The 22,952-nt window shown below is 41.0% G+C and carries 25 protein-coding genes; 1 reads left to right on the top strand and 24 read right to left on the bottom strand.

Features of this window, described 5'->3' with window-relative positions:
- Nucleotides 1-52: 52 nt before the first annotated feature.
- From dprA to KHQ31_RS02505, 17 genes are all read right to left on the bottom strand, one after another.
- On the bottom strand, nt 53-889 hold the full coding sequence (gene dprA / locus KHQ31_RS02580; RefSeq protein ID WP_213409432.1) for a DNA-processing protein DprA: 837 nt from the start codon (nt 887-889) through the stop codon (nt 53-55).
- A 65-nt stretch (nt 890-954) separates the two neighbouring features.
- A complete protein-coding gene (locus KHQ31_RS02575) occupies nt 955-1,719 on the bottom strand; it encodes a ribonuclease HII (RefSeq protein WP_213409431.1) in 765 nt (254 codons plus the stop codon).
- The gene (gene ylqF, locus KHQ31_RS02570) at nt 1,709-2,587 is read right to left on the bottom strand and encodes a ribosome biogenesis GTPase YlqF (RefSeq protein WP_213409430.1); all 879 of its coding nucleotides are present in this window, start codon (nt 2,585-2,587) and stop codon (nt 1,709-1,711) included. Before ylqF ends, KHQ31_RS02575 begins: the two co-directional genes overlap by 11 nt.
- A 16-nt stretch (nt 2,588-2,603) precedes the next feature.
- Nucleotides 2,604-2,825 (bottom strand): YozE family protein, encoded by a 222-nt coding sequence (locus KHQ31_RS02565; protein WP_213409429.1) that lies wholly within the window; start codon nt 2,823-2,825, stop codon nt 2,604-2,606.
- A 248-nt stretch (nt 2,826-3,073) separates the two neighbouring features.
- The gene (gene dld / locus KHQ31_RS02560) at nt 3,074-4,756 is read right to left on the bottom strand and encodes a D-lactate dehydrogenase (protein ID WP_213409428.1); all 1,683 of its coding nucleotides are present in this window, start codon (nt 4,754-4,756) and stop codon (nt 3,074-3,076) included.
- A 502-nt stretch (nt 4,757-5,258) separates the two neighbouring features.
- Nucleotides 5,259-6,104: a DegV family protein gene (locus KHQ31_RS02555; protein WP_213409427.1), complete on the bottom strand. Its 846-nt coding sequence runs from the start codon at nt 6,102-6,104 to the stop codon at nt 5,259-5,261.
- Nucleotides 6,105-6,152: 48 nt separating this feature from the next.
- Nucleotides 6,153-7,043, bottom strand: coding sequence for a DegV family protein (locus KHQ31_RS02550; protein ID WP_213409426.1), 891 nt, complete (start codon nt 7,041-7,043; stop codon nt 6,153-6,155).
- A gap of 168 nt (nt 7,044-7,211) precedes the next feature.
- A complete protein-coding gene (locus KHQ31_RS02545) occupies nt 7,212-7,847 on the bottom strand; it encodes a copper homeostasis protein CutC (RefSeq protein WP_213409425.1) in 636 nt (211 codons plus the stop codon).
- A gap of 636 nt (nt 7,848-8,483) precedes the next feature.
- Nucleotides 8,484-8,774 carry a hypothetical protein gene (locus KHQ31_RS02540; RefSeq protein ID WP_213409424.1) on the bottom strand — a complete coding sequence of 97 codons (291 nt, stop codon included), beginning with the start codon at nt 8,772-8,774 and terminating at the stop codon, nt 8,484-8,486.
- 10 nt (nt 8,775-8,784) lie between these two features.
- Nucleotides 8,785-9,027: a hypothetical protein gene (locus KHQ31_RS02535; protein WP_213409423.1), complete on the bottom strand. Its 243-nt coding sequence runs from the start codon at nt 9,025-9,027 to the stop codon at nt 8,785-8,787.
- 36 nt (nt 9,028-9,063) lie between these two features.
- Nucleotides 9,064-9,189, bottom strand: coding sequence for a hypothetical protein (locus tag KHQ31_RS07870; RefSeq protein WP_264336035.1), 126 nt, complete (start codon nt 9,187-9,189; stop codon nt 9,064-9,066).
- A 283-nt stretch (nt 9,190-9,472) separates the two neighbouring features.
- Complete coding sequence (locus KHQ31_RS02530; protein WP_213409422.1) at nt 9,473-11,179, bottom strand: NFACT RNA binding domain-containing protein; 1,707 nt, start codon at nt 11,177-11,179, stop codon at nt 9,473-9,475.
- A 63-nt stretch (nt 11,180-11,242) separates the two neighbouring features.
- Nucleotides 11,243-12,175 carry a riboflavin biosynthesis protein RibF gene (ribF, locus tag KHQ31_RS02525; protein WP_213409421.1) on the bottom strand — a complete coding sequence of 311 codons (933 nt, stop codon included), beginning with the start codon at nt 12,173-12,175 and terminating at the stop codon, nt 11,243-11,245.
- 55 nt (nt 12,176-12,230) lie between these two features.
- Nucleotides 12,231-12,821 (bottom strand): pentapeptide repeat-containing protein, encoded by a 591-nt coding sequence (locus KHQ31_RS02520; protein WP_213409420.1) that lies wholly within the window; start codon nt 12,819-12,821, stop codon nt 12,231-12,233.
- A gap of 65 nt (nt 12,822-12,886) precedes the next feature.
- Entirely contained in the window at nt 12,887-13,798 is a 912-nt protein-coding gene (gene truB, locus KHQ31_RS02515; protein WP_213409419.1) for a tRNA pseudouridine(55) synthase TruB, read from the bottom strand.
- A gap of 9 nt (nt 13,799-13,807) precedes the next feature.
- Entirely contained in the window at nt 13,808-14,314 is a 507-nt protein-coding gene (locus tag KHQ31_RS02510) for a GNAT family N-acetyltransferase (RefSeq protein ID WP_213409418.1), read from the bottom strand.
- A gap of 190 nt (nt 14,315-14,504) precedes the next feature.
- Complete coding sequence (locus tag KHQ31_RS02505) at nt 14,505-15,539, bottom strand: alpha/beta hydrolase fold domain-containing protein (protein WP_213409417.1); 1,035 nt, start codon at nt 15,537-15,539, stop codon at nt 14,505-14,507.
- A gap of 316 nt (nt 15,540-15,855) precedes the next feature.
- Here KHQ31_RS02505 and KHQ31_RS02500 point away from each other — a divergent pair, with 316 nt between their 5' ends.
- Nucleotides 15,856-16,182: a DMT family transporter gene (locus KHQ31_RS02500; protein ID WP_213409416.1), complete on the top strand. Its 327-nt coding sequence runs from the start codon at nt 15,856-15,858 to the stop codon at nt 16,180-16,182.
- A gap of 125 nt (nt 16,183-16,307) precedes the next feature.
- On the opposite strand, the gene rbfA is transcribed toward KHQ31_RS02500, so the two are convergent.
- From rbfA to mgtE, 7 genes are all read right to left on the bottom strand, one after another.
- The gene (gene rbfA / locus KHQ31_RS02495) at nt 16,308-16,658 is read right to left on the bottom strand and encodes a 30S ribosome-binding factor RbfA (protein WP_213409415.1); all 351 of its coding nucleotides are present in this window, start codon (nt 16,656-16,658) and stop codon (nt 16,308-16,310) included.
- Between the two features lie 30 nt (nt 16,659-16,688).
- Nucleotides 16,689-18,902, bottom strand: a complete 2,214-nt coding sequence (gene infB / locus KHQ31_RS02490) for a translation initiation factor IF-2 (protein ID WP_213409414.1) — start codon at nt 18,900-18,902, stop codon at nt 16,689-16,691.
- A gap of 11 nt (nt 18,903-18,913) precedes the next feature.
- Nucleotides 18,914-19,255, bottom strand: a complete 342-nt coding sequence (locus tag KHQ31_RS02485) for a L7Ae/L30e/S12e/Gadd45 family ribosomal protein (RefSeq protein WP_213409413.1) — start codon at nt 19,253-19,255, stop codon at nt 18,914-18,916.
- On the bottom strand, nt 19,248-19,544 hold the full coding sequence (gene rnpM / locus KHQ31_RS02480; RefSeq protein ID WP_213409412.1) for an RNase P modulator RnpM: 297 nt from the start codon (nt 19,542-19,544) through the stop codon (nt 19,248-19,250). Before rnpM ends, KHQ31_RS02485 begins: the two co-directional genes overlap by 8 nt.
- A gap of 23 nt (nt 19,545-19,567) precedes the next feature.
- Nucleotides 19,568-20,695, bottom strand: a complete 1,128-nt coding sequence (gene nusA / locus KHQ31_RS02475; protein ID WP_213409411.1) for a transcription termination factor NusA — start codon at nt 20,693-20,695, stop codon at nt 19,568-19,570.
- A 15-nt stretch (nt 20,696-20,710) separates the two neighbouring features.
- Nucleotides 20,711-21,412, bottom strand: coding sequence for a ribosome maturation factor (locus KHQ31_RS02470; RefSeq protein WP_213409410.1), 702 nt, complete (start codon nt 21,410-21,412; stop codon nt 20,711-20,713).
- A gap of 142 nt (nt 21,413-21,554) precedes the next feature.
- On the bottom strand, nt 21,555-22,949 hold the full coding sequence (gene mgtE, locus KHQ31_RS02465) for a magnesium transporter (protein ID WP_213409409.1): 1,395 nt from the start codon (nt 22,947-22,949) through the stop codon (nt 21,555-21,557).
- Between the last annotated feature and the right edge of the window lie 3 nt (nt 22,950-22,952).

Genomic DNA, 22,952 nt, shown 5'->3' with positions numbered 1-22,952 from the left:
ATTCCCCATTCTTTTTGCTCAGTTTTTCATTAATTATGGTAGATACACGGAATTATCCATCAGCTTTTTCAATTGATTCAACAAGTGAAAAAACATCTAATAATACATTCGCACCATCTTGAAACAATTGATTGGTCCCTTGTGATTGTGTGCGCGAAATATCGCCAGGCACACACCAAACTTCTCGGTTTTCATCTAATGCAATATTTGCACTTACTAAAGACCCAGAATTACACTGCGCTTCAACTACCCAGACATCCTGGGTTAATCCAACAACAATTCGATTTCGTTCAGGAAAACGCCAACTCTTTGGTACCATCCACGGTGCATATTCGGTAACAACCAAACCTTGTTTAGCAATCATATGCAATAAACCGTAATGCTCTTTAGGATATGCATGAGAAAATCCATGCCCCAATACAGCAATCGTTTTTCCTTTCGCTGCTAAAGTAGCCTTATGAACCAATCCATCCACACCAATTGCAGCACCAGAAATCGTTACAATATCTTTTTTAACGATTTCTGGAATCCAGCGCTGAATCAGCATAGCACCATAACTTGTATGCTTTCGCGATCCAACAATTGCGACGCTTTTTTGCTTCAACAAGCTAATATCGCCCCGATAGAATAAAACCAACGGCGGCTGGGCGATTTCTTTTAATAATCGTGGATAATGATCATCTAAAATGGAAACATATTGTTGGCTTTTCAGTTGATCAATCAATAATTGATTAGGTGCTTGTACTTTACCTTGCCTACTTAATGTATATACTAACTTCGCACGATCGTCATCGGTTAGTTGGTAACCTAACTGCCATAACTGCGTTCGTTTCTTCGGAGACAATGATCCTAAGGAAACAAGCCAAAATAAAAAATCATGTACGTTCATCGCTATCCCCTCTCTTTAGTAAGAAAGGACGGTGAATCATACATGATTTTTTATTTGTTAGATTATTAATCGTTTAGATACTTCATGACCGGACTAAAGGTCTTACGATGAATCGGTGTCACACCTAATGTTGCTAACGCTTCTAAGTGTTGCTTGGTTCCGTATCCGGCATGTTGTTCAAATCCATACCCCGGATATTGTTCGGCGTACTTAGTCATCAATTCATCACGATAGTTTTTTGCCAGGATTGAAGCCGCACCAATACTAATGCTACGGTCATCCCCTTTAATCAACTTTTCTTGTGGTTGTGGTAAATCCACCGTCATTGCATCTAATAACAATTCATCTGGTTGCGTTGGCAGCTTTTCAATCGCTTCCTTCATTGCAATTCGACTTGCTTCATAGATATTCACATCATCAATAATGTCTGCATCGATAACACTAAATGCATAAGCTACCACTTGTTCTTTGATATCTGCATCCAGTGCTTCACGCTTAACTTGTGATAATTGCTTTGAATCATGCACACTGATTAAATCAAATGTGTCATCAATTACCACTGCACACGCAACAACCGGTCCTGCTAATGGTCCACGCCCAACTTCATCAACACCAGCTACCGTTAACCCACGTTGCCAAGCATCACGTTCAAATGATAGACGTTCTTGAAAAGCATTGGCGTCAGCCGCCGCCTTAGCGGCCTTCTTTTCTTGTTGCACTAACAGTTTTTGGACTCCTTGGCGTTCATCTGTTCGCCAACGAGCTAAATCTGCTTCAGATGCACCTGCTGCTAATTGCGCTTTAATGCTCGCAATTGTCTCAGTCGGCATCTTCTTGCACCTCACCAATGTTGTCAGATGGCAATTCAACTGTGTATGTTCCCAACTTACCACGACGCAAGTCAATCAACATACGTTCAGCTGCACGGTTGTAATCATCCTTGAAGCCAAGCTTCTTTGTGATCAACAACAAGATATCAACGTCTGACATTGTTTCAAACGCGTCTTCAGGCAAGTGGTAACGTTCAACGATCGCCTCTGGGTGATAATCACGCATGAACTTCAACGTTACCAACGCAATATCGTCTAGGTTAATCAATTGGTCCTTGATGGCCCCAGTCATTGCTAGGTGTTGCCCAACACGCTTGTCTTCAAACTTTGGCCAAAGCACCCCTGGGGTGTCCAAAAGTTCAAGGTTAGTTGGTGTCTTCAACCATTGTAGCTTCTTAGTAACCCCTGGACGGTCTCCAGTAATGGCTACGTTCTTTGTCACAAGGTGGTTAAGCAATGTTGACTTACCAACGTTAGGAATCCCCGCCACAAGTGCGCGGATAGCCTTATCCTTAACACCCTTTTCAGCCAACGCTTCCCACTTATCTGCCAAGACGTTACGCGCTGCCTTTGTGATAATTTGTGGTGTCTTGTGGTTACGTGTGTCCAAGGCCACAACGTTCATGTCGTTTTGACGGAAGTAACGTAGCCATTCGTTTGTACGATCTGGGTCAGCCAAGTCAGTCTTTGTCATAATCATCAAACGTGGCTTGTTTCCCAAAACCTTATCAAGTTCTGGGTTACGTGAAGAAACCGGAATACGTGCATCAACCAATTCAAACACGATATCTACGTGCTTCATGTTTTCGCGCATCAAACGGAAGGCCTTCGCCATGTGACCTGGGTACCATTGAATAATTTGTGCCATGTGTGTAAATCCTTTCCTATCCTTCAGACGCTTGGTACATTTCCCAAGCCTCATCAAAGGTTGTCATACTGTGTAAATATGGTGCATTAACTTCTAAGTAATTAGAAATTTCATCGAAATCTTGACTTTGCTTTGGAAATTGCAAGTCATAGAATGCACCATTTGCGAATTGCTGCACGTCAGTGAGTGCAATTGGATTCTGTTCTGTCATCAGCCAGCTGTAAAATGGACGGCGCATACTTAGCCTCCTTCATAATCAAATGTATTGACTAATTTTAGCACATTTCACCTTAAATAAGCGATTGTCAGTGAGATTTACGTTTAATGCTTGATTTGTTGTTGCGGATAAATTGCTCAATTAGATGTTGTTAGGGTAATTAATAGGATTACGCCCATCAAAAAAACCACTAAGAGAAAGAATTTAATCTCTTAATGGCTTTTACTTTTGGCTATTATCTTAAACGCAAGTCGTTACGAAACAAGAAATTAGAATTCTTGCCAGTACTTGTGCATTGTTGTCTTACCAACTCCAGGGTTAAAGCTGTTAGTTGGGTCGTTCTTCTTGTAGTGCGCGACCAATGTTGGTGCAGCATGGTACATGTGTCCAACATTGTGTTCAGCTGGGTAGATGGCTCCACGTTGGTCCAAAATTTCAAGCATTTGTTCCTTCAACTTCTTAGCGTCAACACCCTTCTTAACGATGTAGTCTTGGTGCATAACGTGTGACAAGAAGTGACCGTAGTACAACTTGTGTTCGATTTGCTTATCAATTTCTTCTGGTAGAACTTCAAACCAGTTGTGATCATTACGACGCAAAGCAATGTCTAGTGCCAAGATATCATCAACTTCATCTTGGTGCACTTCTTCAAAACGAATGGCAGCTCCAGCGGCAACGAAACGGTGTAATGATGCCTTCTTTTCTTCTGCAGGTGTACATTCAAAGAAGTCACCTTCTGCTTCTTGGAACAAAGCTGTTAGGTATTCACGTGCTTCTTCAATTCCTGCCCCAGACATCTTCAATTGCAAGTGGTGTTCATACTTATTACGGTAATCTTCCATCTTTGCTGGCAATTGGTTTGGCAAAACGTAACTCATCTTTTGCATCAAACGGTCTGGGAAGTATGGCTTAAAGAATGGAATGTGATCCAACATACGTTCTGCATCAGCCTTCATCCCAAACAAGAATGGCAAGAAGTCAGTTCCTAGCTTGTCAATCACAACCAATGAGTCCTTACCATACTTCTTGGCAATATCGTATGCATCGCGGTGCATGTATTCCCCTGAAACTGGCATTGTCTTAAATTCACTCAACGCTTGACGACGAATTTCCTCAAGTACTAGGGTGTTGTTCGTTCCAATATAGAACATCTTTGATTCAGGTTCTTTTTCAAACGTGTCCAAACGCACTGCAAAGGCTGCCACGTGACCAGACGCCCCAGATACTTCGTACAATTGGTTTGGATCTGCATTGTAACTAGCTGGTGAATCAGCATCCACATCACGAACACGTTCACGGTATGACTTGTTGTGGGCAGCATGTTCTGACGCTGGCACTGCATCAATGTCAAATGCACGGTTTTCAAGGTTTGTAATGATTTCTTCTGGTGTATCCCCTAGTTCAATACCCAAGTGGTTAACCAAAGTCAATTCATCATCTTCATTAATACGTGCATACAAGGCCAATTCTGTGTAGGCAGGTCCACGGTTAACCAAGGCTCCCCCTGAATTGTTGTTAATTCCACCAATAACTGTGGCACCCAACGTTGATGATCCGATAACTGAGTGTGGTTCACGTTCCAATGGCTTCAATTCATTTTCCAAAGCAAACAAAGTTGTTCCTGGGAAAGCCAAAACTTGGTGACCTTCGTTAATCAATTGTACACCGGCAATACGGATTCCGTTAACAACCACAACTTCACGGTCATACCCAGTTGTTGGGACTGATCCTTCAGTCAAACTTGTGTTAGCTGCTTGCATGATGATGACAATGTTATTCTTGTGCAAGATTTGTAGAACTTGCCATAATTCCATCATTGTTCCTGGTTGGACCACTGCCAAAGCAGGTCCCTTACCTGAACGGTATCCCTTACGGTAACGTAGAGACTTGGCTTCATTACTAATAACGTGCTTCTTACCAACGACAGCACTTAATTCTGATAAAACTGACATTTTTTCTCCCCTATCCTTACGATTCCCTAATATTTAAACAATCACATATAAAATAAATAGTAATGTACGCCGAACGCTGATTATACGACGTACCAGACCATATAAATGTAAACGTTTTCCTTATTGTTGTCAAGCAGATCACTGACCAAAAACCGTCTAAAACTTTAAAAATAACAACAAAACACAACCTTTTACCTTGATTTATTTTAAATTTTTAAAACAAAAACAAGACATAATCTAGTCATTTTAGTGCAAATCGCCCGTTTTTTGAAATTATTAAAAACCAAACAAACCGGTATGTACCATTAAAAAAATTTGTGAAAAAAACTTTATTGTACGATGTAGACGGACACTATTTATAATCCATACCACGTCTTATTTCTTTTGATTTAACGTCTAGTATTAGGATGAAATTATATACTTTTATTATACACGGATAAAAAAGACAACAAAAAAGTCCAACCGTTTTCACAATTGGACTTTGCCTATTTACAATCAATAATTAGTTTGCAACATAACTGAAACCAAGTGCACCTGGTCCAGTATGAGTTGAAACTGTTGGTGATGTTTGGCTGACTGTGATTGTTGCTTCTGGGAAAGCTTCCTTCAATTCAGCAGCGAATGCTTCGGCCTTATCCAACGCATCTGCGTGTGAAATGTGAGCAGCCTTAATGCCAGATTCAATGTTCTTCATTTCTTCCAAGACACCGTTCAAGTACTTCTTTGTAGACTTAGCCCCACGGCCCTTAACTTCAACGTTAATGTTTCCTTCTTGCACATGTGCCCCAATTTGAATGTTAATCAAACCAGCCACAAATCCAGCAGTCTTTGACAAACGACCACCGGCAACTAAGTTGTGCAAATCAGCAACAGTCAAGTAAAGTTCTGTCTTATCATGGGCATCCTTAATGGCTGCCAAGACTTCTTCCTTAGTTCCACCATTAGCCGCAACTTCAGCTGCCGCCAAAACTTGGAATCCTTCGGCACGGTCAATAAAGTCAGAATCAATCACTGTGATGTCGGCGTTAACCATGCGAGCCGCTTGTTCAGCAGCGTTGGCAGTTCCTGACAATCCCTTAGTCAAGTGAATTGACACAATTTCAACACCTTCTTCAATGATACTTTCGTATGCATCTGTGAAGACACCCAATGAAGGTTGTGATGTTGTTGGTAGGTTTTCTGCTTCGGCCATCTTTTCCATGAATTCTTCACGTGTGATGGTTACGTTATCTTGGTAGATCTTACCATCAATCATCACAGTTAGTGGGACGATTGTGATTCCGTACTTTGCGGCTTCTTCCGGTTGAATCATAGAAGCTGAATCAGTAACAATTTTTACGTTTGCCATTATTTTAAATCCTCATCATTTCTGCGATTAATGCATCTCAATTGATAGTTATAGTGAGTCGGGTTCACGCATCCAAGCTAGTGCAATTGCACCAGATCCTAAGTGTGTACCGATAACTGGTCCAAAGTAAGACAAGTCAAATGGCACATCAGGATACTTTTCTTGCATGGCATCACGGAACTTTGCACCAGCTTCTGGACTGTTCGCATGAACAACCAAACCATGTAGTGGGTAATCCGCTTCTTCCTTGGCTTGGACGAACAATTCTTCTGCACGACCTAGCGCCTTCTTCATTGAACGCACCTTTTCAAATGGCACAATGTAGTTTGTTTCGTTATCGAAAGTGTAGTTTGTTTCGTTATCGAAAGTCAAAATCGGCTTAACCTTCAACATTGATCCCAAAATAGCAGACGCGTTTGATAGACGACCACCACGAGCTAGGTTTTGCAAATCATCCACTACAAAGTATTCATCAATTGTTGGTGTCAATTGGTTCAATACATCAAGGATTTCATCAAGGCTCTTATCTTCAGCAGCCATTTGCGCAGCTTTCAAGACAAGCAAGCCCATAATACGTACAGTTAGCTTTGAGTCATAACTATGTACTTTAAATCCATCAACGGCATCAGCCAAACTAGCCACCGTATTAACTGTTCCAGAAATAGTTGATGATAGATTGATTACCAATGCTTCATCATATCCATCAGCCTTTAATTGCTCAAACAATTCTAGCCATTCCCCTGTGGCTGGCTGAGATGTCTTAGGAAATTCAGCTGATGATGCTAGTAATTCATAAAATTCATCAGTCGTTTGGTCAACGCCTTCTTTATACATCTTATTGTCGATAATAACAGGAATTGGCATCACGTTGATGTTAAACTTTTTAACTTCATCTTCTGTCAAATATGAAGTTGAATCAGTTACGATTGCGAGTGTCATCACAAAATCTCCTTATAATTTTAAATCACAACATGCTTTACACAGTTGTGTCTGGCGTATTGCCCTTATCCTATATAATACCATAAAGACGCTATGAAATAAAAACAAATAGGTTACGTCATTAACAATTTGTTTTCGATATTAATTTCAAAGAAGATTAAACGATCACTACATTTTCACAATTCGACTACCATGAACTTCATTAACGTGTAACTGGTTGGCAATTGCTGGTGCATTCAGATAGGTAATGCCACCACCAGGTAAGATTGCCATCCCCTGCGGCGTCCATTTAATAATGTCAGATAAATGATCCATGCAATCATCAATAGATTCTGTTAACTGGCCACCATGCGTTAAGACCCGAATAACTTTATTACGGGCTAACCATGTTAAGGCTTGTTCTTGATAAGTATCGGGGATGTCATCAAATGCCATATGGAAGACAACCTGCATGGGTTGTGCTGCTTCAAGGAGTTTTACCATATTACAGCGATCCAAATGCCCGAGTGCATCCAACAGGCCAAACGTTACATAATGGACGCCAATTGCTCTAAAAGCCTTCAACGTCAGCATCATCTCATTCACCTCAGCATGCGTATAAACAAAGTTACCACCACGCGGCCGCACCATAACAACTAGATCAATCCCGGCTGCATTTGTTAACGTTAGCGCAGCACAAACCGTATCAATTGACGGTGTAATCCCACCAACCGATAAATCAGCACTCAATTCAACTCGTTCAACACCAGCTTTGATAGCTGCTTCAATTGTTTCAATATCTGCCACTGCGATTTCTCGAATCATAACCTCTCCTCGTCTATGTGTATGCGCTTTCTTTCATTCAGCATACCAGACTTTGGCGTGAATTAACAAAAATTAGGCTTAAGGTATCTAGATAATTGGCAGTCCCACACAGAAACACAAACTATTTACGCAATATTTGCCAAAGTATATCTATTGGGTTAAATTCACTTATGCCATTCATCGATGTATTTCTATCCTACTTGTCAGTATTACTCTGTAGTATTTCAACCTCTAAACATTTTAGCGCGATCCATAACTACATGTCTCACTTCAACACAGGGCCGACGAACTAGTTCTTTGTTCTTCTTATTATATTTCCATCAAAATCTACAATAGAACACAAAAAATCCTTAGACGCCTGATTTTAATTATCAGATATCTAAGGATTTTTATTTCATTATTCAATTTATGTATTCTTTTCTGACACTTTACTTCCCGGAAGAAATCTCCACTACATCAAGCAATAAACAATATGATTAAAACCCATCTAACCATGTATACCTTATCAAAAATATCAGTTAAGAAAAATGACACTCCAAACACCGTACAAAATAAGCATCCATAGATTACCATATTTTTATTGATTGCTGTACACGCGTAATTATCCCCCTCGTTGTCAGTACCATTGAACCCTATCTAAATTGAATCTAACAATTTTTGCGCTGATTCATCTAATAATTCTTGAGCTATAAGATCTTTTAACAAATACTCAATTTCATAGCCGCTCTTTAGTTTATCCATGAATGATATTAATCCATTTATGTCTTCAGACTGCACTAATCTAAGAATATTTTTTGAATCTTCTTCATCCAAATCAAACGCAACAACATTTTGAAAAAAACGTGTCTCTTCTTTATTTACCGATGTTGCAATAATCAACAATAATTGATGATGATATTTATTTTTTGCTTGTTCTACTTCATTCATGGTACCCCTCCTAGAAAGCTACAAAAAAGACAATAAATGCAATAGTACGTGATGCGGTTGATGGAATACCTAGAGTCATTAAGAAACTAGCCAACTTATCTTGACCGTATTTATCAAGTTTATCTAGCTTATCTCCAATTTCCCAAGCATGCTTATTCAAGTACTTCATGTTTTGTTTTGATAGTAGCGGTGAAAAAATCTTAGTAATTCCCGAGCTATTCTTCAATGCCCACACAATCGCCTTTTTCTTCATTCCTCGAGCTTCTGGTTGTGTAAACTTATCAGCTCCTTAGATAGTATCTGTAGTGTGTGTGGTTGTTACCCCTGACGCTGATACATTAGCAACAGATACTAAGGGCGCTCCTCCTAGCATCAACCCTGCAATAGATGTTACTACAATTTTCTTAATATTCATAACTTAATCCTCCTCGCATACGCGTTTTTTGTAAACGTTTTCTTTTTATTTACATGAGTAAGTTTATATTCCATATTAAGAACTGCCTGTATCTGCGTTTTAATTTCCTGGTAACGTTTTGACGTTAATTGTAAACAAATCTGCTTAACGCTTTGCTTCTCTACATCAAAACATAAACAAAAGGCAGCTGATTTCAAATGGAAATTAGCTGCCTACGTTAGGTTCTTACTTATTAAATTTTACAATCAACAACACCATTAAGCGCTGCATCGCGAATCATGCATTATTCAGCAGCCGGCTTATTCGCACGCAATTGTTCAATTGCGGCAATCGTTGGCGTAACTGAAATTGTTGTTTGTCCTTCGAAGATCACAAAACCAGGCTTCGCCCCGTTTGGCTTACGCAAACGACGAACTGGCAAGTAATCAACTGGTACATGCGCTGATTCACGGGCCTTTGAGAAGTACGCGGCCAACATAGCCCCTTCAGTTAGTGTTTCATCACTAGGGTTATCATCATGAATGATAACGTGTGAACCGGGGATGTCCTTAGTGTGCATCCAGATATCAGACTTAGCTGATGTCTTCATTGATAGACGTTCATTTTGTAGGTTATTCTTTCCTACTTCAATCAACGTACCATCAGTGGCATAGAACTTTTCTGGTTGACTTGCTTGTGGCTTTTGCTTCTTCTTGGTTTGTTCACGCAAATAACCACCTTGGACCAATTCTTGACGAATTTCTTCGATATCCTTAGGGCTCGCAATTTCAATTTGTGCCAATAGGTTTTCAAAGTAATCCACTTCTGTCTGTGCAATTGCACGTTGTTCATTCAAGAACTTAACAGATGCCTTCAACTTATTGTACTTCGTAAAGTAACGTTGCGCATTTTGAGATGGTCCCAATTGGTTAGACAACGGAATTGTCAAAGGTTCATTGTTATCGTAGTAGTTTGGCAATTCAATACTGGTCATCCCACGTTCGATTTGATGCATGTACGTCGTCAACAATTCACCCTTAACCTTGAATTCATCTGCCCCTGCAGCTGCATCCAATTCTTTTTGTTGCTTTTCCATCTTCGTTAGGTTCTTCTTCAATTCGTTTCGAACCACACGTAACACATTTGACGCTTGTTGGTTAACACGATCACGTTCTGACTTACCAGAATAATAAGCATCTAGTAATTCACTTAGTGTTTCATAACTACGTGTTTGTCCTGGTACTGTTAACCACTTGAATGGTACGAACGTCATTTTTTGTTCGTCCGTCACAATCATTGGTTCTGGCTTTTCAAAATGAGCTAACCATTCCTTAGCATGCGCCATTGCATCGCCAGGTTGTTGCACAACAGTTGCCAATTCAAGCGCTGAATCACGTGCAAACCCTTGGAAACGCTTTTGAATAGCCTTAGCTAATTCAGCTGTATCAGGAATATCTAGAATAAGGTTCGCCAATCCAGTTAAATCCGTGTATGGATTCACCACATCTTGCTTAGGTGGCAAAATGTATTGCCCACCTGGCATCAATGTACGCACACGATTTTGATCTGCTGGAACGTGCTTGATCAAATCGATAATACGATCTGATTCACCATCTACAAGGAATAGATTTGAGTGACGTCCCATCATTTCCAAAATCAAGACTGTCTTTTCAGCATCACCCATTTCATTACGTCCAGAAATAACCAAGCGCGCAATACGATCGTTTTCAACTTGTTCGATACGTAGTAATTGTGCCCCTTCAAGATGCTTTCGTAGCATCATCGCGAAGTTTGGTGCTGTTTGTGGGTTCTTATACTTAATTTCTGAAATTTGCATACGCGCTAGTGACGGATGCGCACTCAATAAGAGTGGGTAGTTCTTACGATTACTACGAATCACCAAAAAAATTTCATTTGGATATGGTTGGTGGATTTTCATAATGCGTCCACCAGCCAATTTTTCGTTTAGTTCATTAATCATGGCATGTGTAAATAAACCATCAAATGACATTTAGCCCACCTCTTTCATGTATTTTCTTTAATCAATAAAGTCGTGACTTTATCTGTTTCGTTCTTAGTCAGCAAAGTATGCACGTGTATCACGTTCATCTTGATGCAATTGTTCAATCAAGGATTCGGCGGACGTGAACTTTACCTCGCCGCGTAGATACAATAACCATTCTACGTTGACCGCTTCACCATAGACATTTTGGTTAAAGTCTAGAATGTTGATTTCGACCGTCTTAGGACGATTTTCACCAAAAGTAACGTTGTAGCCAATTGACGCCATTGCTGGATACCAATTATCACCAATGCGCAACCGGACTACGTATACACCAACCTTTGGCAAACGTTCCAGACTAGGTGTCTCAATGTTAGCGGTTGGGAAACCTAATTCACGACCACGCGCTTCACCATGTACTACAGTCCCTGACGTTTGGTATGGACGTGTCAACAAAGTATTCAATGTTGGTAGCTCACCTTCATCTAACAATGCTCGTGCATCACGTGAGGCACTTTCACGTCCATCACTCAATACCTTTGGAATTTCAATCACGTCAAAACGACCGTGGCTGTATTCTGGTAAATGCGCCATATCTGCATCAACCAACCCATACGTGTGATCAAAACCTGCAACTGCAACTTTGGCATTCAAGCCCACAATGTAATTGTCGACAAATGTTTGTGGTGCTTGTGATGAATAACTTGCTGTAAAGTTCATCACATATGTCTTATCAACCCCAACTTCGGCAAGTAACTCTAACTTACGTGGCAGCGTCGTTAGGTATTGTAATGGTGTTGGATAAGTCTTAAACACAACTGACGCATGATGATCATATGTTAACACTGCTAGCTTAAGTCCTAATTCTTCTGCTTTTGCTTTGGCTACTGCCAAAACTTGACGATGACCAGCGTGCATACCGTCAAAAAAACCCATTGCTAAGACGACTGGTTCGTCTGAAATCATTCCATGATCAATTGGATGATGTAGCTTAACAATCTCCATTTTTGATCCTCACTTTCTTACGTTCATTAAGTAAACAAACGTTCATTTAATAACTCTACACTACTGTTATCCCTTGATTTAAAGCGATTTGTATCGCTTGTTCCGCGCTCATAATTGCACCTTGTGCTTGCGCCATTGTAAAACGAATTGAGGTGAAATGACTGCGGCTAAAGTCCACACCTTTAAGTGGTGTCTCATAAAAATCCGCATCATCTAACTGACAATCAATGAATTCTAGCCCCTGGCGAATCTTAGTTGCTTGAAATGATGTGTCCCGCAAATTAACATCTTTAAATGTTACGGCTTGCCAATCACTCTCCGCAAAAATTGCATAGTCCGCCATCGTAGATTTAATTGTTGTTTGTTTAAAACGACTCTTTGTAAAATTAGCCCCCATCAACTTTGTTTGATTGAAAGTTGATCGATAAACGATTGCTTCACTAAAATCAGCCTGTGAAAAATCACATTGTTCAATGACACAATCTTGCCACTCACTTTGACTAAAATCACTTTGGTCAAAACTACAATGTTGTAAGGTCACTTGTTCTAAACGAACTGCTTGATTTGAATACGTAAAGTGACAGTCAATGTATGTGTTGCCGTATTCGATATCATCAATTCCCAATCGAGCATCACGTATTTCCATTCCGTCACTCTCCTTCGTTATCTGTTCTAATCTATAATTCCCGTTTTAAGCCGCTCTAAACGTTTTTAATTAATTTTGAACGTACGGTATGGTCGGTACATTTGCTTACTGTCTGACCATGTATAGACTGATTTAACGTCACCCTTGTACGTCACAACTAAACGGTCGGCCTTTGTATCGTCAACTTCTGATCCAAAACCAACACCATTTTGTGCCTTAGCCCAAGTCTCATCATCCAATTCGACTTGTGGGTATTCCGCTACCGCTTGACTTAATGGTGCTAACCAGTCACCAAGACTTTCTTCTTCCGCCATTTTGTCGGCAATTTCAGCCAATGAATGACTTTCAGCCAGTTCAAAACCACCTGCTGATTGACGTGTTAATTGACTCATGACTGCTGGTACACCAAGTGCTTCACCTAGATCTACAGCCAATGTACGAATGTACGTTCCTTTTGAGACCTTTGCTTCAAAGTTGAATGTTTGTAGGCCCTTTTCAGCATCAAAGACAACATCACTAGTACGAATAAAGTGGAAAATAGTTGCATTGCGCTTAGGACGTTCCACTGTTTCACCAGCGCGGGCGTAGTCATATAGACGACGACCATTCACCTTAACAGCTGAGAACATTGGTGGAATTTGAATAATATCACCTTCCAAACCAGCCATTGCATCTGCAATTTGTTCATCCGTAAAAGGTGTCTTTAGGGGTTCATAACTAATCACATCCCCATCAAGGTCTTCTGTCGTTGTAGCAAAACCGAATGTCACTGAACCAGTGTATGTTTTCCCACCCATTTGTAGGAATTCAATTGTCTTTGTGGCCTTACCAATTGCAATAGGCAATACACCATCAACGCTTGGATCAAGTGTTCCGGCGTGGCCGATCTTCTTGGTACGTAAAATCTTACGTAGCTTAAACACAACATCATGTGATGTCATGCCTGTTTCTTTGTATACGGGTAAAATTCCGTCCATGTCTAACTCCTAGTTTTTAGTCGCCATGTAGTCCGCGTACAACATACCCATCATGTGGCTATCGTGGTAACGTCCTTCTGCGAAGAAATGTTCTTTTAGTGTACCTTCTAAGGCAAAACCAGCCTTCTTGTAAATATGAATCGCTGCTTCATTCTTAACATCCACATACAGATAAACCTTGTGCATGTTAATCACTTGGAACGCATATTCAATACCAGCTGCTAACGCTTCTTGTGCCAAACCTTGTCCTTGGTAAGGCGTATCAACAATAATTTGAATTTCTGTATTACGGTGCAGATAATCGATATACATCAATTCAACCACCCCAGCAAATTCACCATCAATATCAATTACGAAACGACGTTCTGATTGGTCAAGCACGTGCTTGTCATACAACAATTCTAATTCATCAAATGATGTGTAGGGTTCTTCAAACCACAAAGCCATTACTCGGCGGGCATTTTCTTGTTTGTAAATGTGTGGCAAATCTCTTTTTTCTAATGGTCGTAAACGCATGATACTCTCCTTCTCAGTCTATACAGTTAACTACTATTTTATCACAAAAACACGCTAAAAGTGGCAAGGATACCGATTGGCACTATTTGTTTAAATCCATCACAACATGCTATTTTATGCGTGGAGGTATTAAAAAAACAGGCAACTAATAAGTCACCTGTTTCAAACGCTTATTCAATTCATCTATGTTTTATGGCTTCAAAAACTTTGCTACTTCTGCAATAGCATCATCTGCTTGTTCAAAATCTCCCACCTTATCCATAAAGGCGTGTGTCATACCGTTATAACGAATGTAAGTAGACTTGCCACCAGCTAACTTAATCTTTTGCCACATTGCCTCCCCTTCGAAACGAAGTGGGTCATATTCCCCGACAATCAATAAGGATTCTGGTAAGTCCTTCAAAGCTTTTTCACTTGCCATAATAGGCGATAGGAATGGCATCTCTGCATTTGATTCCTTCATGTACCAGAAATCAATTAAACCAGTACTGCCATTGAATCCATTGATGTAAGGCTCCAAGTATTGCTTATCTTCTTCTGCGATATCATATTGTGCTAAATTATGAAGTTGGGTCTTTAATGGTCCATTTCCTAAGTATGTCACTGGATACAAAGATACAATTTTGGTAATCACATTCGTTCCAAAGGCACGATCAACCAAGCCTAATGTATAGGCGAAGTTGCCACCAGCTGAGTCGCCCATCACTGCAACGTGTTTGGTATCAATCTTAAAGCCACCATCACGCAATACCCACAATAACGTTTGATAACTTTCAATCAACCCCATTGGCGCTGGATTTTCAGGTGCTAACGCCCAATCTACTGAAACAACCATGACATCACCTAAGTAAGCGACTGCGCGAGCCGGATTTTCAACATTATCAATTGACCCACCAAAGAAACCACCACCATGATAGAAGAATACCACCGGGACTTTTTTATCTAACAGTGTCTTCTTCACATATGTGCGGAAATGAACACCATACTTTGTCTCATGATTTTCAATGACTAATTCATGTTTACTGATGTCCTTTGAATCTGGCCATCCCATACTGGCACGTAGCTCTTCTACGTCAGGAATTCCGGTTGGTGCTTCCACTGGTTCGGTCATCATACTTTGTATCAATTCTTCTCGTGCGCGTGGATCTAAGACACCACTCTTAGACTCATTAGGTACCAACTTAACCAAGTTTCCCAATTCACGGTTGTATACAGTCTCTAACATTTGTCAGTCCTCGCTTTTCTTTTGCATTCCCATAAGCAATAAATTTATACAATCTTAACATAGAAATCGCTTACATTTAATTATGCGCGTTAATTTCTGACAATATGTATATGTTTATCTTTTTATTGCACGCAACTTAAAACAACGATTAATCACAAAACAATGTCATAATCCCAAGGATAATCCTCTTTTAAATTTCACTGCGTTTCAAATGATTTGTTTTATGGTATATTATTATTTTCAATTAATAATCCACTGAAACAATGACATATATTTAATACCCAATTATTTACATAAATCTAGGAGACAAACATTCATGGCTTACTTATATCTTGCAATCGCAATTGTTGCGGAGTTAATTGCAACATCATTTCTAAATTACGCGGCTGGCTTTACTAAGTTGGTACCAACTGCTATTTCACTTTCAGCATACGGTGTTGCCTTCTACTGCCTATCCATGGCATTAGTTCACCATATGCCAGTTAACATCGCCTATGCCATTTGGAGTGGCATTGGAATTGTTGTCTTGAGCTTCATTTCTGTTTTCTTCTTCCACCAACACATGAATCTACCAACAGTTATTGGTATTGGCTTTATCGTTGTTGGGGTTATCATGGTCAACGTCTTTGGATCAGGGCACTAATCGTCATAAAACAACCTATATACAAGAAAACACGCCTACTCTATCTTGAGCGGGCGTGTTTTTGTATTACTTGTACTAAAAAAGCGCTACCGCTCTTTATAGAAACGATAACGCTTAATTATAAATTACTTGTTCAATTGGCGAAGCAAGTCATCGATATGGTTACCATATTGGACTGATTCGTCCTTAACGAACTTCAATTCAGGTGTCTTGTAAATTGTTAGACGAGAACCCAATTGCTTACGGATCAAGCCACTAGCGGCTTCAAGACCCTTAGCAGCCTTTTGGTTAACAGATGCAAGGTCTGACAACAAGCTGTAGTAAATTGTGGCTTGTTGCAAATCACCAGTAACTTGTACTCCAGTGATTGTTACATCTTCAACACGAGGGTCACGGATACTCTTCAAAAGAATATCGTTCACTTCACGTTGAATTTCTTGTTCTAAACGTCCAACACGGTGATTTTGTTGTGCCATTTGAGCGCCTCCTTATGTTATGCCTCAAGCTTAACGCTTGATTTCAACCATTTCGTACGCTTCGATAACGTCACCGATCTTTTCATCGTTGTAGTTTTCAATAGTCAAACCGAAGTCGTAACCATTCTTAACTTCCTTAACGTCATCCTTGTAACGACGAAGTGATCCCAACTTACCATCGTAGATAACGATTCCGTCACGGATCAAACGAACTGAAGATTCACGAGTAATCTTACCAGACATAACCATTCCACCAACGATAGTTCCAATCTTAGAAACCTTGAACAATTCACGAATGTCAGCAGTTCCGACAATTTCTTCCTTGTATTCAGGATCCAATTGACCCTTCATGGCTGCTTCGATTTCATCGATAGCGTTATAGATAACGTTGTGTAGACGAATATCAACGTTTTCTGATTCAGCTTGTGACTTTGCTTGTGGTGTAGGACGCACGTTGAATCCAACGATAATCGCACCAGAAGCTTCTGCCAAAGTGATGTCTGATTCGCTAATCGCACCAACGGCACGGTGAATGATATCAACCTTAACACCGTCAACGTCAATCTTTTGCAATGATCCAGCCAAGGCTTCAACTGAACCTTGTACGTCGGCCTTGATGATAACAGGAACTGACTTCATTTCCTTTTCAGCCATCTTGTCGAACAAGTCTGAAACAGAAACAACGTTGTTACGGTTACGATCAGCAAGCAAAGCACGCTTAGCACGTTCTTCACCAGCGGCACGAGCAGTCTTTTCATCTTCAAAGACAACGAAACGATCACCAGCAGATGGTACTTCGTTCAAACCAGTGATTTCAACTGGCGTTGAAGGTACCGCTGACTTCACACGACGTGCGTGATCATCGCTCATTGTACGAACACGACCGAATGTGTTACCAACAACGATTGGGTCTCCAACGTTCATTGTTCCTTGTTGCACCAATACAGTTGCAACAGGTCCACGTCCCTTGTCCAAACGCGCTTCGATAACTGATCCAGCAGCACGTTGGTTAGGGTTAGCTTGCAAGTCCAAAACATCGGCTGTCAAAAGAACCATTTCTAGCAATTCATCAATGTTTTGTCCCAACTTAGCTGAGATGTTAACAAAGATTGTGTCCCCACCGTATTCTTCAGGGATCAATTCGAATTGCATCAATTGGTTGATAACGTTGTCTGGGTTAGCCCCAGGCTTGTCAATCTTGTTAACCGCAACAATGATTGGTGTACCAGCAGCCTTAGCGTGGTTAATCGCTTCGATTGTTTGTGGCATAACACCGTCATCGGCCGCAACAACCAAGATAGTGATGTCTGTGATGTCCGCTCCACGGGCACGCATTGCTGTAAAGGCCGCGTGACCAGGAGTGTCCAAGAACGTAATTGTACGTCCATCTAGACGAGTTTGGTAGGCACCAATGTGTTGTGTGATTCCACCAGCTTCACCATCAGTAACGTGTGAGTTACGTAGGTAGTCAAGCAATGTTGTCTTACCGTGGTCAACGTGTCCCATGATTGTAACAACCGGTGCACGTGCTTCCAAGTCAGCATCGTTGTTCAATTCTTCTTCGAAGATCTTGTCGATGTCTGAGTGGTCCACAGTAACCTTTTCTTCGGCTTCAATACCGTAGTCAGTTGCCAACAATTCGATTGTGTCAGCATCCAAGCTTTGGTTTTGGTTAACCATAATACCTAGCATGAACAACTTCTTGATGATTTCAGTTGCATCACGGTGAATCAACTTAGCAATATCTTGCACGTTCATTCCGATAGTGTAAACCAACACTTCTGGTAATGGTTGTTCCTTACGTTGTGGAGCTTCCTTACGAGGTTCGTTGTTGTTACGTTGGTTACGGTTTTGACCCTTCTTACCACGCTTACCACCGCGGTTTTGGTTGTTTCCGTTTCCGTTCCAACCACCACGGTTTTGACCTTGTCCACCACGGTTTCCACCGTTGTTGTTACGGTTTTGACCTTGTCCAGCAGGACGGTTTTGGTTGTTTGAAGCTGGCTTAGCTTCAGCCTTCTTTGGGGCTGCCTTAGGTGCTTCAGTCTTCTTTGGTGCAGCTTCCTTCTTAGGGGCAGCTGACTTGTTTCCACCCTTCACTGAACCTGCAAGCTTAGTTGCATCTGAATCGTCCAATGTTGACATGTGGTTCTTCACATCGATTCCCATTGCTTGGGCGTCTGTGACCAATTTCTTTGATGTAACATCTAGCTCTTTGGCTAATTCATAAACACGCTTAGTCATGTAACATCCTCCTATTTATTTAAGTATTCTCGCATTTTCTTAGCAAAACCGCGGTCAGCAACAGCAATCACACTACGTGCAAGCCCTGTGGCATCTCCGATTTCGATTCGTGTCAAACTTGTTGTAAACGGCACATTGTATGATGTCGTCTTGTTTGAAAACTTCTTCAAACTACTTTGACCACCGTCAGCGGCGAAAAACACCAATGCTGCTTTACCATTACGGATGGCACCTAGTACCAAGTCTTCCCCGGTTACCAACTTACCAGCTCGGCGGGCCAAGCCTAACAAGTTAAGTAACTTTTGCTTATCTAATTCATTTAATTCGTTTGTTTCTGTTGATTCATTAGTCATTGCTAAACAGCTCCTTACGAGCTGCTTGATGATCAACATAGGCAATAAGGTCATCATAGAACTTATCATCTAGTGTTGTATCAAAAGCTCGATCAAATGTACGCTTCTTCTTGGCCTTATTCGCTACTGCGACGTCAAGTGAAATATATGCGCCACGCCCATTTGCTCGGTTTGTTGGATCAAGTTGAACTTCCCCTTCAGGAGTCTTAACAATTCGTACTAAATCATTCTTTGGCACCATTTCACCGGTGACAATATCCTTGCGCATCGGAACCTTACGTGGTTTCATGATATTCCTCCTCTGACTTAGTCCTAGTCTCCGAAGACGTCGTTTTCAACATCTGCGAAAACATCTTCTTCAACAGCAGCAGGTGCTGGGTTGTTGATGTTTTCAACAACAGCGGCACGTTCGCTTTCTGGCTTGATGTCGATCTTGAAGTTAGTCAAGCGAGCGGCCAAACGAGCGTTTTGTCCACGCTTACCGATTGCTAGTGACAATTGGTAATCAGGCACAATAACTGTTGCGGCACGTTCGTCAGATGGATCGAAGATCACGTCGATAACTTCAGCTGGGTTCAAGGCATTCTTAATGAATTGTGCTGGGTCTTCAGTCCATTCAACGATGTCCATGTTTTCACCGCTCAATTCGTTAACAATTGCTTGTACACGTTGTCCACGTTGTCCAACCATTGTACCAACGGCGTCCAAGTTTTCGTTGTGTGAGTAAACCGCAACCTTCGCACGGTCTCCTGCTTCACGAGCAATTGCCTTGATTTCAACAGTTCCATCGAATACTTCAGGAACTTCAGCTTCGAACAAACGCTTTACCAAACCTGGCGCAGTACGTGAAACGAAGACTTGTGGACCCTTCTTTTCGTTTTGGACGCGTGAAACCAATACCTTGATTTGTTCACCCATAACGTACTTTTCGTTTGGCATTTGGTCGTTTTGTTCCATAGCCGCTTCTTGATTACCAGGCAAAATCACGTATTGGTGACGTGGGTCTTGACGTTCAACCACACCAGTCAACATTTCACCATCGTGCTTGATGAAGTTATCGTACACAATGTTACGTTCTGCTTCGCGAACCTTTTGCATGATGATTTGCTTAGCAGTTTGCGCTGCCAAACGACCGAAGTCTGAAGGCGTTACTTCGAACTTAACGTCATCACCAATTTCGTAACCCTTGTTAACTTCCAAGGCTTGTTCCAAAGTGATTTCTTCGTAAGGTTCGTAGATATCTTCAACAACCTTCATAACTGAGTAAACTTTAACGTTACCCTTCTTTTGATCAAAGACAACTTCAACGTTGCTTGATTCGTCATAGTGCTTTTCGTAAGCCTTTGTTAGGGCTTCTTCAATTGCCGCAACTAGGACTTCCTTCTTGATGCCCTTTTCTGTTTCCAGAATGTTAAGAGCGTTTAACATTTCCTTGCTCATTGTTTTTCTCCAAAATTAGAAATTATTTGTTTGTCGCGCTTTCGCGATGACGTCACGTGGAAGAACAACTTCTGTTGCATCTTCTCCCGTTTCATCACTCATTGAAATCGTCAAGTCTTCATCAGTAAACGCTAATAGTTCACCCATAAAGTCCTTCACGCCATCAATCTTCTTATAGGTAGAAACATGCACAAACTTATTCAAAGCCCAGGCAAAATCTTCGTCCGCTTCTAAGATACGGTCTTGATTCAAAGCCATCTTGGCTAGTTTAATGTTGGCACGGTCAAGCGCAATCTTTTGTTGCTTACCCTTAACTGGCATCATCACTGTGATTGTTTCATCGTCCATGGCAACCAAGACACCTTCAAACTCGTCTTTTTTGTCCACAGGCATCTTCAACTTCACAACGACTTTTTGTTCCATGGCCCAAGCAAAATCATGATCACGTACTAGCGGACGTTCTGCTCCTGGAGAAGAAACATCCATCATGTAAGCTGTTGGGAATGGATCTGGTTGGATTGAATCCACTTGATCACTAATTAATTCTGTCAACAAGACCAAATCATCCATGCTGATTGAGCCTTCCAAACGGTCAACTAGAACGCGCAATACCATATCACCGTCTTGTGGTTCGTAGACTAGGTCCCACAAATCAAAGCCAGCGTCGGTCAATGGTTGTTCTAAGACGTCACGTACTTGATTAATAATTTCACTCATCGCACATGCTCCTTTCGCTGCATCACCTAATTCATTTGTATAAATCTCCAAAAAAATAAGTGGTCGAGCTTTCACTCGGCCACTCAATTAAGAGTTTATTTTCAACAAAATAAGTATACCATACAATTGCAAGTGGTGCAAATTACACAGCACTAAAGTAATCAATAAACAGTTTAGCAATATTGAAGTAGATAATGACAGACGTCAAATCAGATAGTGTTGAGATAAATGGTCCTGATGCGACCGCTGGGTCAACACCAATTGAATCCATAATCAACGGAATAAAGGCTCCGGCCACATTGGCCACCAGGATGGCAGCGGCCATTGCTAATCCAACAGCCACACCTAATAGTGTGTTTTGTTTCCAAACAGAAACCACTGCAAAAATAGTGATCCCAGCTGAAACACCAATGATTAACCCAATCAACACTTCTGTTAACAACATACGCCATAGATTTGACGTTTCATTCAAAGCCAGACGACGAACCGCCACGGCCAATGATTGTGTCCCTGCATTACCTGCAGTTCCGGTAATCAATGAAATAAATACGGCTAGAATTGGCGCAATTTGTACCAAGTCATTGTAACCATCAATTACGGATGCGGTTCCCATTCCAAGGAAAATCAAACCAATCAACCATGGTAAACGACGCATCGCTGACTTTAATGGATTACCTTCCATGTTCACAACGTCAACCCCGGCCAAACGTGAGTAATCTTCGGCCGCTTCTTCATCAATAACGTCGACAATGTCATCGACCATGATAATTCCAAGCAGCTTATTATCAGTCACAACGGGTAATGACGTAAAGTTATAGTCGGCCATGATACGCGCAACGTCTTGTTGGTCTTCATCTGGCTCAACTGAAATGATGTTGGTGTCCATTACATCAGAAACTAACGCTTGATCTTGGGCCAAAATTAACGTACGTAATGAAACAACCCCGACCAAATCATCTGTATCATCTACAACATAGATATACGTGATTTGCTCGGCTTCTTCGGCGGCTTTCTTGACCGCTTCCATTGTTTCTTTAATCGTCAATTTTTCGTTAACCGACACGAATTCGTGTCCCATCAACGCCCCGGCAGTGTCTTCTTTATATTCCAACAATTGACGGATTTCTTGGGCATCCTTATTTGGCATCAAGTCCAGATACATATCTAGGTCTTGTGACTTCAACCCCGTCAACAAGTCAACTGAGTTGTCAGAATACATCTGATCAATCATTTGAGCGGCATATTGTGGTGACATTTCTTGCAAAAGCTCATCAATGTCAACTTCATCCATGTCCATTTCGTCAAAGATTTCAGCCATATCAGTGGGTGCAACCCAATCAATCACTTGTTGACGGAAATGTGATGGTAAGTTCAAGTAAAATTGCGCCTGGTCAAATCCGTGCAGTTCTTCAAAACCAGCTTTAAAAGCTGCTTCTTGTCCATTGCGAATATCATTGACTAATTGTTGCGCTTGTTCACTAATTTCATCACGTAGATCTTCTGTGATGTCCATTGGATCATTTGTCTCGTTTGCCATACT

This window comes from Weissella ceti, assembly GCF_018394055.1.
GTDB lineage: Bacteria > Bacillota > Bacilli > Lactobacillales > Lactobacillaceae > Weissella > Weissella ceti.
The sequence above is the reverse complement of the archived record's forward strand: the minus strand, read 5'-3'. Positions and strand labels throughout refer to the sequence as shown.

Coding starts and splice junctions, on each gene's coding strand:
- ribF (WP_213409421.1), bottom strand. CDS start 12,175: ATGGAGATTGTTAAGCTACATCATCCAATTGATCATGGAATGATTTCA.
- dprA (WP_213409432.1), bottom strand. CDS start 889: ATGAACGTACATGATTTTTTATTTTGGCTTGTTTCCTTAGGATCATTG.
- rbfA (WP_213409415.1), bottom strand. CDS start 16,658: ATGGCACAACAAAATCACCGTGTTGGACGTTTAGAACAAGAAATTCAA.
- KHQ31_RS02530 (WP_213409422.1), bottom strand. CDS start 11,179: ATGTCATTTGATGGTTTATTTACACATGCCATGATTAATGAACTAAAC.
- KHQ31_RS02470 (WP_213409410.1), bottom strand. CDS start 21,412: ATGAGTGAAATTATTAATCAAGTACGTGACGTCTTAGAACAACCATTG.
- KHQ31_RS02550 (WP_213409426.1), bottom strand. CDS start 7,043: ATGACACTCGCAATCGTAACTGATTCAACTTCATATTTGACAGAAGAT.
- KHQ31_RS07870 (WP_264336035.1), bottom strand. CDS start 9,189: ATGAATATTAAGAAAATTGTAGTAACATCTATTGCAGGGTTGATGCTA.
- mgtE (WP_213409409.1), bottom strand. CDS start 22,949: ATGGCAAACGAGACAAATGATCCAATGGACATCACAGAAGATCTACGT.
- KHQ31_RS02520 (WP_213409420.1), bottom strand. CDS start 12,821: ATGGAAATACGTGATGCTCGATTGGGAATTGATGATATCGAATACGGC.
- KHQ31_RS02575 (WP_213409431.1), bottom strand. CDS start 1,719: ATGCCGACTGAGACAATTGCGAGCATTAAAGCGCAATTAGCAGCAGGT.
- KHQ31_RS02510 (WP_213409418.1), bottom strand. CDS start 14,314: ATGCGTTTACGACCATTAGAAAAAAGAGATTTGCCACACATTTACAAA.
- KHQ31_RS02505 (WP_213409417.1), bottom strand. CDS start 15,539: ATGTTAGAGACTGTATACAACCGTGAATTGGGAAACTTGGTTAAGTTG.
- infB (WP_213409414.1), bottom strand. CDS start 18,902: ATGACTAAGCGTGTTTATGAATTAGCCAAAGAGCTAGATGTTACATCA.
- KHQ31_RS02555 (WP_213409427.1), bottom strand. CDS start 6,104: ATGGCAAACGTAAAAATTGTTACTGATTCAGCTTCTATGATTCAACCG.
- ylqF (WP_213409430.1), bottom strand. CDS start 2,587: ATGGCACAAATTATTCAATGGTACCCAGGTCACATGGCGAAGGCCTTC.
- KHQ31_RS02540 (WP_213409424.1), bottom strand. CDS start 8,774: ATGAATGAAGTAGAACAAGCAAAAAATAAATATCATCATCAATTATTG.
- rnpM (WP_213409412.1), bottom strand. CDS start 19,544: ATGAAACCACGTAAGGTTCCGATGCGCAAGGATATTGTCACCGGTGAA.
- truB (WP_213409419.1), bottom strand. CDS start 13,798: ATGGACGGAATTTTACCCGTATACAAAGAAACAGGCATGACATCACAT.
- nusA (WP_213409411.1), bottom strand. CDS start 20,695: ATGAGCAAGGAAATGTTAAACGCTCTTAACATTCTGGAAACAGAAAAG.
- KHQ31_RS02535 (WP_213409423.1), bottom strand. CDS start 9,027: ATGAAGAAAAAGGCGATTGTGTGGGCATTGAAGAATAGCTCGGGAATT.
- dld (WP_213409428.1), bottom strand. CDS start 4,756: ATGTCAGTTTTATCAGAATTAAGTGCTGTCGTTGGTAAGAAGCACGTT.
- KHQ31_RS02565 (WP_213409429.1), bottom strand. CDS start 2,825: ATGCGCCGTCCATTTTACAGCTGGCTGATGACAGAACAGAATCCAATT.
- KHQ31_RS02545 (WP_213409425.1), bottom strand. CDS start 7,847: ATGATTCGAGAAATCGCAGTGGCAGATATTGAAACAATTGAAGCAGCT.
- KHQ31_RS02485 (WP_213409413.1), bottom strand. CDS start 19,255: ATGACTAATGAATCAACAGAAACAAACGAATTAAATGAATTAGATAAG.
- KHQ31_RS02500 (WP_213409416.1), top strand. CDS start 15,856: ATGGCTTACTTATATCTTGCAATCGCAATTGTTGCGGAGTTAATTGCA.